Raw genomic sequence first — 14964 nt, forward strand, 5'->3', positions numbered from 1 at the left:
TGTTCTTAATATTATAATTCCAAGGAAGAATTCTTAAAAAGCAGTAAAAGAACTTCTTAAATCAAGTTAGTTGTAAAAATGACCTATAGATTCCGTTTGTAGAATAAAAGGAAGGAGAAGTAGAGGTTTAAAAAAAGAATTACTTAAAAAAGAATTTAATAGCAACAATAGAGAGTATAAAGCCAATAAAGCCAACTAAAACCCAAATACTTCCGCTGTAAAAACGCTTGTGTAGTTTAAGGTCTTTTCGGTAGGTGAACCCAATAATAATGGCAAAAACAATAAAAAATATTACTCCGAAAATCATTTGACCATTACTAAACATATCCCTATTTTTATGCAAATTTAATTAATACTTACGAGATTTCTGCGGTTGTAGAAGTTTAAAAATATAATTTATGAAGAATAAGATAGAAGCAGTAAAAGCCTTTCATACGGCATATAAAATTGGATACAGGGAAACTCCAAAGGCAGATTTGGGTGATGCGAAAAATACATTGCGTTTCAATCTAATGAAAGAGGAGAATGAAGAGTATCTAGAAGCTGCAAATAATAACGACCTTGTTGAGGTTGCCGATGCTTTAGGCGATATGCTATATATTTTATGTGGTACTATTATAGAGCATGGTATGCAGCACAAAATTGAAGAAGTATTTGAAGAAATTCAACGTAGTAATATGAGTAAGTTAGGTGAAGATGGAGAGCCTATTTATAGAGAAGACGGTAAGGTCTTAAAAGGACCAAATTATTTTCAACCTAATATTGCAGATATTTTAAAGAAATAACTTTTTTGAATATTTATTATTAAGATTAAACCTTTTGTAAATAAAGAAGTCTAATTAAGATTAAGTTATTTTTTGAATGAAGAAGAAAGGTGTATTCGTTAGTTTTATTGTTGCTCTATGTTTTATAGTAAGCTGTAAAGACCATAAAAACGAAGCTATAATATCTCAAGATATTCCGGTTTACGACTTTGAGGGATTAGAGCCTTTACTTTACACTCAGAATAATAAAACATATTTAATAAATTTTTGGGCCATGTGGTGTTTACCATGTGTAGAGGAGTTGCCGTATATTCAAGAATATGCTCAAAAAAATCCAGATGTAGAAGTTATTTTGGTTAGTATGGACTTTCCAAAGGACATCGAAACAAAGCTGAAACCTTTTTTAAAGAAAAATAATATAACGACTAAAGTGATTCTGTTAGACGATCCTGATGCTAATTCATGGATAAACAAAATAAATCCTGAATGGTCTGGCGCTATACCGTTTACTATTATGTTTAATAGCGAAAAACGTTCCTATTACGAGCGTTCTTTTGAGGATTTACAAGATATCGAAACTGAAATTAGTAAAAATTTTAATAAATAAATAGAATTCAAAATGAAAAGAATAAGTGTATTAATAGCGACATTAGCATTGTCTCTTGCGGTTTTAGTATCGTGTAAAGATGGTGCTCAAAAAAACAGTGAAGTATCTGCGGAAAATCACCAAAGCGATCATAAAGATCATCCGCACGATGGAGACCGAAAAGGACCTCCACGACATGGAGGTGATAGAAAAGGGCCGCCTAAAGGAGGTTCTCCAGAACAAACTAAAAGCTTAGAAGAAATTGGCGGTTATAAAATAGGAGAACAAGCTACGGACTTCAATCTTAAAAATGTAGATGGTTCTATGGTGTCCTTAGCGAGTTATGATAATGCTAAAGGTTACATTGTAACGTTTACTTGTAACGAGTGTCCGTTTGCAAAAATGTACGAAGATCGTTTAATAGCATTGCATAATGAATATGCGCCTAAAGGTTACCCTGTAATAGCAATTAACCCAAATAGTCCTGAGAATGAAAAAGAAGGTTATGCTGCTATGCAAGCTCGTGCTAAGGAAAAAGGATTTCCTTTTGCTTACCTCGTAGATGAAGGGCAAAAAATATACCCACAATACGGAGCCGTTAGAACACCTCATGTGTTTTTATTAGATGCAGAGCGTAAAGTACAATATATAGGTACTATAGATGATAATGCAAAATCTGCGGAAGATGTTAAAGTGAAGTTTCTTGAAAATGCTATCACGGCTTTAGAGAACGGAACAAAACCAAGCCCGGAAATTACAAAAGCTATTGGATGCCCCATAAAAGCAAGTAGAAGCTAAAACATTAAATTTGTTTCATAAAAAAAGAGAGAAATCTAAATTAGATTTCTCTCTTTTTTTTATCTATCATTTTTGATAGGTGGTAGGTAAAATTATTTTACTTCGTATCTCCAAGCAAAAGGGTCTTCTGTTTTATTCGTTTGAATATCAGTAATACGCTTTTTTAAATAGCTAGCGTATGTTTCTTCCAATTCTGGTAAATCAAAATCTTCATCTTTAAATCCAAATCCAGAAATAGGAGAAATTACAGCAGCAGTTCCAGCACCAAATATTTCTTTTAAAGATCCGTTTTTAGCAGCTTCCACAACTTCTTTTACTGTTATTTTTCTAACTTCAACAGGTATGTTTTCAGCTTCAGCTAATTGAATAATACTTTTACGAGTAATACCATCTAAAATTCTATCACTAGTTGGGCCTGTAATTAATGTATCGTTTATACGTACAAAAATATTCATAGCGCCAGCTTCTTCAATATATTCGTGGGTGTTATCGTCAGTCCAAATTACTTGTTGGTAACCTTTCTCTATCGCTAATTGTGTTGGGTAAAATTGCCCAGCATAATTACCTCCAGCTTTCGCGAAACCTACACCACCATTGGCAGAACGTGAGTATTTTTCTTCAATTAAAACCTTTACTTTTCCTGAGAAATAAGCTCCCGATGGTGCTGTACAAATTATAAATTTATAAGCATCGGCAGGTGAGGCGTGAAAACCATTTCCTGAAGCAAAAATAAAAGGACGTATATATAAAGAGCTTCCTTCATTTTTAGGAATCCAATCGCTATCAACTTCTAAAAGCGCTTTTAAACCTTCCATGAAATAATTTTCAGGTAATTCAGGAATTGCTAAACGTTTTGCAGAAATATTTAATCGATTAAAATTATCTAAAGGACGGAATAACCAGACTTTCTCATCGGCATCTTTATATGCTTTCATTCCCTCGAAAATCGATTGACCGTAATGGAAAATCTTAGCCGATGGGTCTAAAGTAATCGGTTCGTAAGGCGTAACCTTAGGGGCTTGCCACTTGCCGTTTTCATAGTTGCACACTAACATGTGGTCTGAAAAAACACTTCCAAACTTTAAATTGTCAAAATCTACATCATTAATTTTTGTCGATTTTGCTTTTATAATCTCGATGTTGTTGATTATAGCACTCATATTGTTCTTATTTAGATTGTAAATTTAAGTAAATTCGTTTTTAAAATTTGGGTATATTTACAGAAATTGTATAAAATCTAAACATTCATCAAATGAAATCTCTTTTTCTCACTTTTATTTGCGTTTTTTTTATGATATCATGTAAAAAGAAAGCAGATGTGCAACAGGCAGAACCTACTAAAACAGAAACGGTTAGTTATGCTTCCTTTGGTAATAAAATTATAGCCGATGATGCTATTCCGGCAACTTCTATGGCTTCTCATTATAAATCCATGAATGTGGGTGATAGTATTCCTTCAAAAATAAAAGCAAAAGTTAATAGTGTTTGTCAGGCAAAAGGCTGTTGGATGCGTTTAGATTTGGAAGATGGTAACGAGGTTATGGTGAAATTTAAAGATTATGGTTTTTTTATGCCAAAAGATATCACCGGTCAAGAAGTTATTATTAATGGTCATGCTTTTGTTTCTGAAGTATCAGTTGATGAGCAACGTCACTATGCCGCAGATGCAGGAAAAACGAAAGAAGAAATAGAGCAAATTATTGCACCCAAAAGAACGTTTTCTTTTGAGGCCGATGGTGTACTCTTAAAACAATAAATTTGAAAAGAGAAGTTGTAATTACCGCCGATGGTTCTTCAACCATACATTTACCAGATTGGGACGAGCAATATCATTCTAAACATGGTGCCATACAAGAAGCTTACCATGTATTTATAAAACATGGTTTGCAATATTTTTATTCTGAAAACATAAAAACGGAAGGTGAAGAAGTGGCCATTCTTGAAATTGGTTTTGGTACAGGCTTAAATGCTTTTATCACTTTTCTAGAAGCTGATAAACTAAAATTAAAAATAGATTATGTTGGAGTAGAAGCGTACCCCGTTTCCACGGAAGAAATACGTTTATTAAACTACGCTAAGGAGCTTAAAGCTGAAAATAACGAATCTGTTTTTAAAGCACTCCATGACGTTGCTTGGAACGAAAAACATGCTTTAACGCCTAGCTTCTCAATTGAAAAACAAAAGAAGTTTTTTGCAGAAATTGAAGACGAGCAAGCTTTTAATATCATCTACTTTGATGCTTTTGGTGCGCGCGTTCAGCCGGAATTATGGACAGAGTCTGTTTTTAAAACCATGTATAAAGCTTTAAAAACCAGTGGCGTTTTGGTAACCTACGCAGCAAAAGGTAGTGTGCGTCGTGCTATGCAAACCGTTGGGTTTACTGTGGAGCGTTTAGAGGGGCCTCCTGGAAAGCGCGAAATGTTACGAGGTACTAAATAGTAAAGATACTTACTAGTTCACTCATTATAATATATCAATAGGTTTAGAGCGTTATTCTTCATTTTATTAAAAATGAAGAGAGATTAAGCGCATAATTAATATTGTGTTAAACCTTCCCTAAAAGAGTAGTAAATAAAGTGGCTATTTTGTAACTTTAAATAAAAAGTAGATGCGAGTTTTAATAACAGGAGCTACGGGATTAATTGGACAAGAAATTGTTAGTCGCTGTCATGCTCAAAATATTCAGGTTAACTATTTAACTACAAGTAAATCTAAACTTGAAAACACCGAAAACTATCAAGGTTTTTACTGGCAACCTAAAACTGAAGAGATAGATTTAGATTGTTTTAAAAATGTAGATGCTATTATTAACTTGGCAGGTGCTACTATTTCAAAACGTTGGACGACTTCATACAAAAAAATAATATTATCAAGTCGAGAAGATACGGCTCATTTACTTTTTGAGAGTCTTAAAAAAATAGAGCATCAGGTAACGCAAATTGTATCGGCTAGCGCTATTGGTTTGTATCCCGATTCTTTAACCAATTATTACACCGAAGATTTTAAAATTGGTAGTTGCGACTCTTTTTTAAGTGAAGTTGTAAATGTTTGGGAGGCTGCTATAGATCGTTTTTTAGAATTAAATATAGAAGTCGTTAAAATTAGAATTGGTTTAGTTTTAGCTGAAGATGGTGGTGCATTAACCGAAATGATAAAGCCTGTAAAATTAGGTTTAGGGTCTGCTTTTGGTAGTGGTAAACAATGGCAATCTTGGATTCATATAGAAGATTTGTCTCAGATTTTTATGCTCGTATTACAAGAAAAACTAAATGGTGTTTATAACGCCGTTGCTCCAAACCCAACAACTAATTACGAGTTAACTAAAAGGATAGCCACAACTTTAGATCGCCCCTTTTTTATGCCTAATGTGCCAAAATTTGTCATGAAGTTAGTGCTTGGCGAAATGCATCTTTTGTTGTTTGAAAGTCAGCGTGTAAGTTCTAAAAAAATAGAAGATGCTGGCTACGATTTTAAATTTCATCATTTACAACCGGCTTTAGATAATTTATTAGGTTAAGCAAGTTCTACAAAAAAAAAGTGACTCTAAAATTAAGAGCCACTTTTCAGAATGTTTTATTTTGTGAAATCGGTTTTCGTTAAACCGTTATTAAATTTTATATCGGTCCAGTTTACAAGTATCCAAGGTTCTTCGGTTACTTCTGCATCCCAATTAGATTTTTTGTATTTACGTTTTGTAGGTATCAGTAAATCTTCAACTTGTCCATATTCCATTATCATTAACATAGGTTCGGTTCTACCAAAATCCATAACGGTAAATAAAAACTGATCGACCAGTTTAGTTTCTTTATTAATATACAATTGATAAATGTCTGATGGTTTACTGGTGTTAAAAGATACTTTAACAACATCATAGGTGGTATCGTTAATAGTTTGTTCCTTTAGGTATTCATATTGTAAACCCGGGTCTAGCAATTTCTGCATCATGGCAAACCAATAAAAATTTGTAGGTCTGTTAAAAGCAACTTTCTTTAAAGCAGCAGCATCGTTTAATGGCGCTCCGTTATGTTTTATCCAAAATTCATTACCATCGTAACCTTGTTCTATTAAACCATCTAAATCGGCAAGTGTGCGCTCGTGTTTTTGATATGCTCCGTAAGATAGTTCTCCATTAAAAATATACTTTTCAGTAATAATATCGGTTTTACCATCTGGTATACGGTAGGTGTAAGTATAGACTACATCTTTTTTGTTAGCAAGTTTACTGTAGTCGCCAACTTTTTGTGTCATTTGGTACACTAACTCGTGAGCCTGATTTTGAAATTCTTGTTTTTGTTCTACAGCCTTATCAATAGGTGTTTCTGCGTTGTTTTCTTTCGCTTCATTTTTGCAAGACGCTAAAGCAAAGACAGTAAAAGCGCTAAGGATTAAATTAGTTTTTATTTTCATAGTTTTTTTAACAAAGTTAAGTTTTAAGTTGTGTTTTACAATGGAGAACGCCTAGTGTTTACGTTCTTTTATAAAATAAAAAAGCCACCAAGTTTTCACAAGGTGGCTTTTCAATAAAATGTATATTATAATTAAGACTTCGCAGCTTTAACTGTAATTTTTAATTCAATATCATCATTGATAAATTTATCACCTAAATTATCAAAAATAGATTTAGATCCGTATTGTACGTTCCATTTTGTTCTATCAATAGAAAAAGCTTCACTAGTAATCGTAACAGCGCCACCTTCGTTAGCGATAGTCACAGGGAAAGTTACATTGTTTTTTACCTCTTTAAGTGTTAAGTTACCAGAAAGCATAGTTTTACCTTCTGCATCAGTAACCTCAGTAATTGTAAAAACAGCACTTGGGTATTTCTCTACATCAAAAAAGTCAGCATTTGTTAAGTGACCTACTAATTTAGCATTTCCTTTATCATCAGCAGGAATATCTAAAACAGTAATCGATGCCATATCAATAATAAAAGATCCACCAACAACTTTTCCATTAGCAACATTAAGCGCACCACTTTCTAAACCAATAGTTCCGTTATGTGAACCTGTTGGCTTAAAACCTGTCCATGCAATAGTAGAACCAGCTTTATCTACAGTGTAAATTTCAGCATTAACAGCTTCAGTTACGGCAGGAGTTTCAGCTTCTGTAGTTGTTGCTTCTTTTGCTTTGTCTTTACAGTTAAATACAGAAAGGCTTAAAGCCGTAATAAATAAAATATTTACAAATTTTGTTTTCATTGTTATAGTTTTTTTATGTTTATCGTGTAAAATTACACAAAAGTGAATGCAATATAAAGGAATTTAGTACAAAATAAATCAATGACATTATGGCATTTTAATAATATTGGCAGTACTTTTGCCAACTAATTTTAAGAATTGCAAAATTGAAATTACAATGAGTGATAAAGATAACAAAGATATAGAGAACGAGCAAGTTGAAGCAAACCAAGCAGAAAACGTTGCAGTAGAAGAACAAGAAGTTGAAGAACTGACGGTTGAAGAAAAATTACAAGCTGAAGTAAAGCAAGAAAAAGATAAGTTTTTAAGGCTTTTCGCAGAGTTTGAAAACTATAAAAAACGTACCTCTAGAGAGCGTATTGAATTGTTTTCTACGGCTAGTGAAGATGTAATGAAAACATTACTGCCAATTTTGGACGATTTTGAGCGTGCTTTAAGTCATATTGAAGACGATAAAGAAGCTGAAGAATTGCGTAAAGGTGTACTTTTAATTTACCAAAAATTGGTAAACACACTAGAACAAAAAGGGTTAAAAGCAGTTGTGGTAGAACAAGGTGAAGTTTTTAACGCCGATAATCACGAAGCAATTACTCAAATTCCTGCGCCAACAGATGATATGAAAGGAAAAATTATTGATGTAGTTGAAAAAGGCTATAAACTTGGCGAAAAAGTAATTCGTTTCCCGAAAGTAGTTATCGGACAATAAGAAGGTATTATTAATTAAAACAAATGCTTCCTTTCCGGAAGGGTTTACACAGCAATGGCAAAGAGAGATTATTACGAAATATTAGGCATTAGCAAAGGAGCAACGGCAGCCGAAATTAAAAAAGCTTACCGAAAAAAGGCAATTGAGTTTCATCCAGATAAAAATCCAGATGATAAAAGTGCCGAAGGTAAATTCAAAGAAGCAGCCGAAGCATATGAAATTTTAAGCGACGAGAATAAAAAAGCACGTTACGATCAGTTTGGTCATCAAGCCTTTGAAAACGGCGGCGGTGGCGGCGGTTTTGGCGGCGGCGGCATGAATATGGACGACATATTCAGTCAGTTCGGAGATATCTTCGGTGGCGGCGGTGGCGGCTTCGGAGGTGGTGGATTTTCTGGTTTTGGTGGTGGCGGAGGCCAACGCCGTGTTAAAGGAAGCAACCTACGTATTCGTGTAAAACTAACCTTAGAAGAAATTGCTAACGGTGTAGAAAAGAAAATAAAAGTAAAACGTAAAGTACAGGCCGATGGTACTACTTACAAAACTTGTTCTACTTGTAATGGTAGCGGGCAAGTAACACGTATTGCTAATACTATTCTAGGTCGTATGCAAACCTCTGCACCGTGTAATGTTTGTGGTGGAGCAGGACAAACCATTGATAAAAAACCAGCTGATGCTGATGCACAAGGTTTAAAAGTATCTGAAGAAACAGTTACTATTAAAATTCCTGCAGGAGTAGTAGATGGTATGCAACTTAAAGTATCTGGAAAAGGTAACGAAGCACCAGGTAATGGTGTTTCTGGAGATTTACTAGTTGCCATTGAAGAAGCAGAACATGAGACTTTACAACGTGAAGGCGATAATTTACATTACGATATGTACATTAGCTTGCCAGATGCTGTATTGGGTACATCTAAAGAAATAGATACCGTAACAGGTAAAGTACGTATTAAAGTAGAAGCTGGGGTTCAATCTGGTAAAATTTTACGCTTACGCGGAAAGGGAATCCCGAGTATCAATGGGTACGGAACCGGAGATTTGTTAGTACATGTAAATGTTTGGACACCGAAAACGTTAAACAAGCAACAAAAAGAATTTTTTGAAGCTATGAGAGACGATGATCATTTCTCTCCAAAACCAGAGAAATCTGATAAATCTTTTTTTGAAAAAGTAAAGGATATGTTCTCATAACCAAAAATATAAGTCAAAATCAAAAATCCGCTTTTTAGCGGATTTTTTTTGTTTACGCTCGAATAAACTTAATGGATATGTTAATAATTGTTAAAAAAAAGTTATATTTGATGTATCACTAATTTATTTTAGTGGTAATTTTTCTTTTTCATAGCAATTTTTTTCCCATCCTTAATTTTTTAAGGGTGGGTTTTGTTTTTAGAGCCTTATAGAGCACGTAAAAACGCTGTCAGTTTGTGTAAAACAATAGAATCGGGTTCTAAATAATTTAAAGAGTTTACTGCTTTTAAAATGTCTTAATTTTGAGCGAAAAGATTAAAACTAATTTTTTAAGAAAGCACCCGCTCAACTTAAGCTAACAACGAAACATTTAATATATTTACGGCAAACAAGTCAACTAAAAAATTAATGAGTAATTTATTAGAAGTTAACGAAGTTTCTAAAAATTTCGGAGACTTTACCGCACTGAACAAAGTGTCTCTATCGGTACCTAAAGGGAGCATTTTTGGACTTTTAGGACCTAATGGAGCAGGGAAAACAACTTTAATTCGTGTTATCAATCAAATAACAATGCCCGATTCTGGATCTGTTATTTTGGATGGCGAAGCCTTACGCGAAAATCATATTAGAGATATTGGTTATTTACCAGAAGAGCGTGGGTTGTACAAAACCATGAAAGTAGGCGAGCAGGCTCTTTATTTAGCACAACTTAAAGGTTTAAGTAAAACTGAAGCTAAGGCACGTTTGAAATATTGGTTCGATCGTTTGGATATTGGCGATTGGTGGAATAAAAAAATACAGGAGCTTTCAAAAGGAATGGCGCAAAAAATTCAGTTTGTTGTAACGGTTTTGCACGAACCTAAATTGTTGATTTTTGATGAGCCATTTTCAGGATTCGATCCTATAAATGCCGATATTATTAAAGATGAAATTTTACATTTAAGAGATCAAGGTGCTACCATTATTTTTTCTACACATAGAATGGAATCTGTAGAAGAATTATGTGATGATATTGCATTAATTCATAAATCGAATAAAATATTAGAAGGGAAATTGGTTGATGTAAAACGTCAATTTAAATCAAATACTTTTGAAGTTGGGATTCGATCAAATAATCAACCGGAATTAAAACAAGAATTAGCTCAAAAATTCGATGTGTCCGACGCTTATTTTAAAACTCTAGAAAACGAATTAAAACTAAATATTAAACTTCAAGATACCCAAAAATCTAATGATTTATTAGGATTCTTGGCAAGTAAAGGCGAAGTTTCTCATTTTGTAGAATTAATACCAAGCGTTAACGATATTTTTATTCAAACAGTAAAGAATAATTAATTTTTATGAACCATTTACCACTTATTATAAAACGAGAGTATCTAAATAAAGTTAGAAATAAATCGTTTATAATTATGACGTTTTTAAGTCCCATTATTTTTATGGCACTTATTGGTGTTGTTGCATACTTAACACAATTAAACAACGATAAAATTCGTTTAATATCTGTGTTGGACGAATCTGGATTAGTAAAAGATACTTTTAAAGATTCAGAGCATACAACTTATCATGTTTTGGGAGAGATGTCTTTGGAGGATGCTAAAGATTTATCTAAAGAAACAGAAGCTTATGGGTTATTGCATGTAGATAAAATACAAGATTTAAAAAACTTATCTAAGCATATCACGTTTTATTCTGAAGAATCACCATCGATAAATACTATTTCAGATTTAGAAAATCAGATAGAAGCTAAGTTAACCAACATGAAACTTCTGCAAAATGGTGTAGATGTTGATATGATTAATGCTTCTAAAATTAGCGTTGAAATAGCACAAGAAAGTTTTGACGGACAGAAAACATCAAAAATAGATAGTGTTATCAAAATTGCTTTTGGTGGTGCTTTAGGATATTTGCTTTTTATGTTCATCATTATTTATGGAAACATGATTATGCGAAGTGTAATAGAAGAAAAAACGAGCCGAATTATAGAGGTTATTATTTCTTCCGTAAAGCCCGTACAACTTATGTTAGGTAAAATTTTCGGAACCTCTTTAGCGGGAATAACACAGTTTTTAATTTGGACTATTTTAGGTTTCATTTTAATGTTTGTGCTTTCGGCTGTGTTCGGGATCGATTTGGCACAAGTACAAACGCCACAGCAACAAATGATGCAACAGGCCATGGAAAACCCTGAGCTTAATATGCGAATTCAAGATGTGTTAACAGCATTTTACAATTTGCCTTTATTGAATTTAGTGTTGGCGTTTATACTGTTTTTTATTGGTGGTTATTTACTTTACAGCTCGTTTTACGCGGCTATTGGTGCAGCTGTAGATAACGAAACAGATACGCAACAATTTATGATGCCTATTATAATGCCTCTAGTTTTAGCTGTTTATATTGGTATATTTACAGTGGTAGAAGATCCACACGGAACCGTATCGACAGTTTTTTCGTTTATACCTTTAACGTCGCCTGTGGTTATGCTTATGCGTATTCCGTTTGGGGTTCCAATTTGGCAGCAAGTGTTGTCGTTTTTAATACTGGTGGGCACATTTATGCTTACGGTTTGGTTTGCTGCAAAAATATACCGTGTTGGTATTTTAATGTATGGTAAAAAACCGACATACAAAGAGTTAATTAAATGGATTAAATATTAAAATGCAAGACAAGGTTATAGATCAAATAGAAGACACTATCGAGAATAGTTCCATTTGGGAACAGTTCATGGGGTTTTTAAATTATAATGTTTATACCTACACCATTAAAGATGGGAGTGGCATAGAAACAGGCGTGCTAAAAGTAAAGTCTGTTTTGTTGGTGCTTATCATTTTGATATTAACTACCTATTTTTTACGCTTTGCACGGAATATAATGACGCGTAAAATGTCGGATGATGATAAAAGTAAATTCTTTACAGTTTTTTCATTTGCTCGTTGGTTAATATATTTAGTTGTTTTGCTAATTGCCATGGATTCAATTGGTATTAATGTTACGGCTATATTTGCCGCTTCAGCAGCATTATTAATAGGTGTTGGTTTGGCACTTCAAACCTTATTCCAAGATATTATTTCAGGAATTTTTATATTAATAGATCAATCGGTACATGTTGGAGATATTATTGAAATAGAAGGTAAAGTTGGGCGTGTAGAAGAAATAAAACTCCGTACAACACGAGCCGTTACTATAGATAATAGAGTTTTAATAATACCTAACCATTTGTATTTAGCCAATAGTTTGTATAATTGGACGCAAAACGGATCGTCTACCAGAGAAGCTGTTGAGGTTGGTGTAGCATATGGTAGTGATGTGCAACTTGTAAAAAAATTACTGTTAGAAGCAGCAGCAAATCATGATTCGGTAATGCAACATCCAGAGCCCTATGTGTTTTTTACAAATTTTGGAGATAGTGCTTTAGAGTTTAAATTAGTATTCACTATAAACGATAGTTTTCAAGGGGCAATACCTAAAAGTGAAATTCGTTTTGAAATAGATCGTTTATTTAGAGAGAATAAAATTTCAATCCCTTTTCCTCAAAGAGATATACATATTATTAAACAATAGATACTGACTAAATTGTGATAGAAAAACTGGAATTTAAAAAGGTGTTAATGTTATTGTTTATGACCAGTTTTTATATGGCGCATGCACAATTAACAGATTTGGCACGCTTAGAATATTCATTTATTCCAAAGAGTAATTCCGAAGATCAATACACACGATTAAGGGCGTTATTAAATTATCCTATAGAACTTAAAAACGATTCATATTTTATTGTGGGAGGAGAGTATAATCGAATTTTATTAAACTTAGAAGATGAGTACGATTTTGAAACTTCTGGTTTAAGTAAAATTCATATTATAGATTTAAACTTAGCTTATACGTTTAAGTGGAATGAAAAATGGCGTTTTGGAGTTAAAGTTAACCCAAGAATAGCATCAACACTTACGCATAAATTAAATTCTGATGATTTTTTTATGAATGGTGGCGTGTTTTTTATTAATAAAAGAACAGCTAGTGACGAGATAAAAAAAGAGAGTCGATTAATTTTAGGGCTAACTTATAATGCTACAACCGGTTTACCTTTTCCGTTGCCATTTGTGAGTTATTATAGAAAAATTGATGAGAATTGGAGCTATACGGCCGGAATTCCAAAATCGAATTTAAAGTATCATTTCAACCCTAAAAATAATTTACAAGTATTTACGGGTCTCGATGGTTACTTGGCGCATTTACAAAAACCTTTAGTAATTAATGAAAAAGAGGCTGAGCATATATCATTATCTGTTGCCGTTAGCGGATTAGGGTATGAATATTGCTTTACAAAACATCTAGCTGCATATTTATACACTGGTTATACTGTGAGATTAAATAATGTAATTAGAAGTAATAATAGAGATGAAATTTTTAAATTAGACGATATTAACGCGTTCTATTTAAGAAGCGGACTAAAATTTAAAATATAAAGATGCCAAAAATACTAGTAATAGAAGATGAAGCAGCAATTAGACGTGTGCTTATAAAAATCCTTTCGGAAGAAAATGATACCTATCAAGTTGAAGAAGCAGAAGATGGATTAATTGGTATTGAAAAGATAAAAAACGAAGATTACGATTTAGTGCTTTGTGATATTAAAATGCCTAAAATGGATGGTGTTGAAGTATTAGAAGCTACAAAAAAAATAAAACCAGAAATACCAATGGTTATGATTTCCGGTCACGGAGATCTTGATACGGCTGTAAATACAATGCGTTTAGGTGCTTTTGATTATATTTCTAAACCGCCAGATTTAAATCGTTTATTAAACACGGTTCGTAATGCTTTAGACCGAAAAGAGTTGTTTGTAGAAAACAAAATTCTGAAGAAAAAAGTAAGTAAGAAATACGAAATGATAGGTGAGAGTGATGAAATCTCTCAAATAAAAGATATTATAGATAAGGTAGCACCAACCGACGCACGTGTGCTGATTACAGGGCCAAACGGAACAGGAAAAGAGCTTGTTGCTCATTGGTTACACGAAAAGAGTGATCGAGCAAAAGGAAATTTAATTGAGGTGAATTGTGCTGCCATACCTAGCGAATTAATCGAAAGTGAATTATTCGGACATGTAAAAGGTGCTTTTACAAGTGCAAATAAAGATCGTGCAGGTAAATTTGAAGCGGCTAATGGTGGAACCATTTTCTTAGATGAAATTGGAGATATGAGTCTTTCGGCGCAAGCCAAAGTATTACGTGCTTTACAAGAAAGCAGGATTCAACGTGTTGGAAGTGATAAGGATATTAAAGTTAATGTACGTGTAGTTGCAGCAACCAATAAAAACCTTAAGAAAGAGATTGAAGACGGTAATTTTAGAGAAGATTTATACCATAGGTTAGCGGTAATTTTAATTAAAGTACCGGCTTTAAATGAAAGACGTGGCGATATTCCGTTATTGATAAAACATTTTTCGTCTAAAATATCTGGTGAACAAGGTACAAACGAAAAGAAGTTTACCGAAAAAGCGGTTAAATTATTACAAGAGTACGACTGGACGGGTAATATTCGAGAACTGCGTAATGTGGTAGAGCGCCTTATTATTCTTGGTGGCGCAGAGGTTAGCGAGCAGGATGTTAAGTTATTTGCGAGTAAGTAGGTTTTAGTTTATTCATATAAAAAAAACAGTGCTTTATTGACCTCAATCAAGGTTTTTAAAGCACTGCTTTTTTATTTTATTAAGGGGTTGAAGCT

Annotated in this window: 17 protein-coding genes; 13 read left to right on the top strand and 4 right to left on the bottom strand. The window is 33.3% G+C overall.

What is annotated here, in order from left to right; translation table 11 throughout:
• Positions 1 to 139: 139 nt before the first annotated feature.
• Positions 140 to 325, bottom strand: coding sequence for a hypothetical protein (locus GQR98_RS10650; protein ID WP_159019477.1), 186 nt, complete (start codon positions 323 to 325; stop codon positions 140 to 142).
• Between the two features lie 73 nt (positions 326 to 398).
• Between GQR98_RS10650 and GQR98_RS10655 the strand changes: the two genes are divergently transcribed.
• From GQR98_RS10655 to GQR98_RS10665, 3 genes are all read left to right on the top strand, one after another.
• The gene (locus tag GQR98_RS10655; RefSeq protein ID WP_159019478.1) at positions 399 to 785 is read left to right on the top strand and encodes a nucleoside triphosphate pyrophosphohydrolase family protein; all 387 of its coding nucleotides are present in this window, start codon (positions 399 to 401) and stop codon (positions 783 to 785) included.
• Between the two features lie 76 nt (positions 786 to 861).
• Positions 862 to 1371, top strand: coding sequence for a TlpA family protein disulfide reductase (locus GQR98_RS10660; protein ID WP_159019479.1), 510 nt, complete (start codon positions 862 to 864; stop codon positions 1369 to 1371).
• A gap of 12 nt (positions 1372 to 1383) precedes the next feature.
• Complete coding sequence (locus tag GQR98_RS10665) at positions 1384 to 2148, top strand: thioredoxin family protein (protein WP_159019480.1); 765 nt, start codon at positions 1384 to 1386, stop codon at positions 2146 to 2148.
• 92 nt (positions 2149 to 2240) lie between these two features.
• Here GQR98_RS10665 and GQR98_RS10670 read toward each other — a convergent pair whose 3' ends face one another.
• Positions 2241 to 3308, bottom strand: coding sequence for a branched-chain amino acid aminotransferase (locus GQR98_RS10670; RefSeq protein ID WP_159019481.1), 1068 nt, complete (start codon positions 3306 to 3308; stop codon positions 2241 to 2243).
• A 92-nt stretch (positions 3309 to 3400) separates the two neighbouring features.
• On the opposite strand from GQR98_RS10670, the gene GQR98_RS10675 reads away from it, so the two are divergent.
• The 3 genes from GQR98_RS10675 to GQR98_RS10685 all read left to right on the top strand — a co-directional run bounded on the left by GQR98_RS10675 (position 3401) and on the right by GQR98_RS10685 (position 5665).
• Positions 3401 to 3904 (top strand): DUF4920 domain-containing protein, encoded by a 504-nt coding sequence (locus GQR98_RS10675; protein WP_159019482.1) that lies wholly within the window; start codon positions 3401 to 3403, stop codon positions 3902 to 3904.
• Between the two features lie 2 nt (positions 3905 to 3906).
• Positions 3907 to 4587, top strand: coding sequence for a tRNA (5-methylaminomethyl-2-thiouridine)(34)-methyltransferase MnmD (mnmD, locus tag GQR98_RS10680; RefSeq protein ID WP_133965412.1), 681 nt, complete (start codon positions 3907 to 3909; stop codon positions 4585 to 4587).
• Between the two features lie 169 nt (positions 4588 to 4756).
• Positions 4757 to 5665 carry a TIGR01777 family oxidoreductase gene (locus GQR98_RS10685; protein WP_159019483.1) on the top strand — a complete coding sequence of 303 codons (909 nt, stop codon included), beginning with the start codon at positions 4757 to 4759 and terminating at the stop codon, positions 5663 to 5665.
• 56 nt (positions 5666 to 5721) lie between these two features.
• Here the strand turns inward: GQR98_RS10685 and GQR98_RS10690 are convergent, their stop codons facing one another.
• Together GQR98_RS10690 and GQR98_RS10695 are read right to left on the bottom strand one after the other, a co-directional pair.
• Positions 5722 to 6555 (bottom strand): DUF6503 family protein, encoded by an 834-nt coding sequence (locus tag GQR98_RS10690; protein ID WP_159019484.1) that lies wholly within the window; start codon positions 6553 to 6555, stop codon positions 5722 to 5724.
• A gap of 131 nt (positions 6556 to 6686) precedes the next feature.
• Complete coding sequence (locus GQR98_RS10695; protein WP_159019485.1) at positions 6687 to 7346, bottom strand: YceI family protein; 660 nt, start codon at positions 7344 to 7346, stop codon at positions 6687 to 6689.
• A 157-nt stretch (positions 7347 to 7503) separates the two neighbouring features.
• Here GQR98_RS10695 and GQR98_RS10700 point away from each other — a divergent pair, with 157 nt between their 5' ends.
• The 7 genes from GQR98_RS10700 to GQR98_RS10730 all read left to right on the top strand — a co-directional run bounded on the left by GQR98_RS10700 (position 7504) and on the right by GQR98_RS10730 (position 14869).
• Complete coding sequence (locus GQR98_RS10700; RefSeq protein WP_159019486.1) at positions 7504 to 8052, top strand: nucleotide exchange factor GrpE; 549 nt, start codon at positions 7504 to 7506, stop codon at positions 8050 to 8052.
• A gap of 54 nt (positions 8053 to 8106) precedes the next feature.
• Positions 8107 to 9243, top strand: coding sequence for a molecular chaperone DnaJ (gene dnaJ / locus GQR98_RS10705; RefSeq protein WP_159019487.1), 1137 nt, complete (start codon positions 8107 to 8109; stop codon positions 9241 to 9243).
• A 408-nt stretch (positions 9244 to 9651) separates the two neighbouring features.
• Positions 9652 to 10578 carry an ABC transporter ATP-binding protein gene (locus GQR98_RS10710; protein WP_159019488.1) on the top strand — a complete coding sequence of 309 codons (927 nt, stop codon included), beginning with the start codon at positions 9652 to 9654 and terminating at the stop codon, positions 10576 to 10578.
• Positions 10579 to 10583: 5 nt separating this feature from the next.
• On the top strand, positions 10584 to 11897 hold the full coding sequence (locus GQR98_RS10715; RefSeq protein WP_159019489.1) for an ABC transporter permease: 1314 nt from the start codon (positions 10584 to 10586) through the stop codon (positions 11895 to 11897).
• 1 nt (position 11898) lies between these two features.
• Entirely contained in the window at positions 11899 to 12801 is a 903-nt protein-coding gene (locus GQR98_RS10720) for a mechanosensitive ion channel family protein (RefSeq protein ID WP_159019490.1), read from the top strand.
• A gap of 59 nt (positions 12802 to 12860) precedes the next feature.
• The gene (locus GQR98_RS10725) at positions 12861 to 13703 is read left to right on the top strand and encodes a DUF6268 family outer membrane beta-barrel protein (RefSeq protein ID WP_159019491.1); all 843 of its coding nucleotides are present in this window, start codon (positions 12861 to 12863) and stop codon (positions 13701 to 13703) included.
• A gap of 2 nt (positions 13704 to 13705) precedes the next feature.
• Complete coding sequence (locus GQR98_RS10730) at positions 13706 to 14869, top strand: sigma-54-dependent transcriptional regulator (RefSeq protein ID WP_159019492.1); 1164 nt, start codon at positions 13706 to 13708, stop codon at positions 14867 to 14869.
• The last annotated feature ends 95 nt before the right edge of the window (positions 14870 to 14964 follow it).

The sequence above is a fragment of the Algibacter sp. L3A6 genome (assembly GCF_009796825.1).
Taxonomy (GTDB): domain Bacteria; phylum Bacteroidota; class Bacteroidia; order Flavobacteriales; family Flavobacteriaceae; genus Algibacter.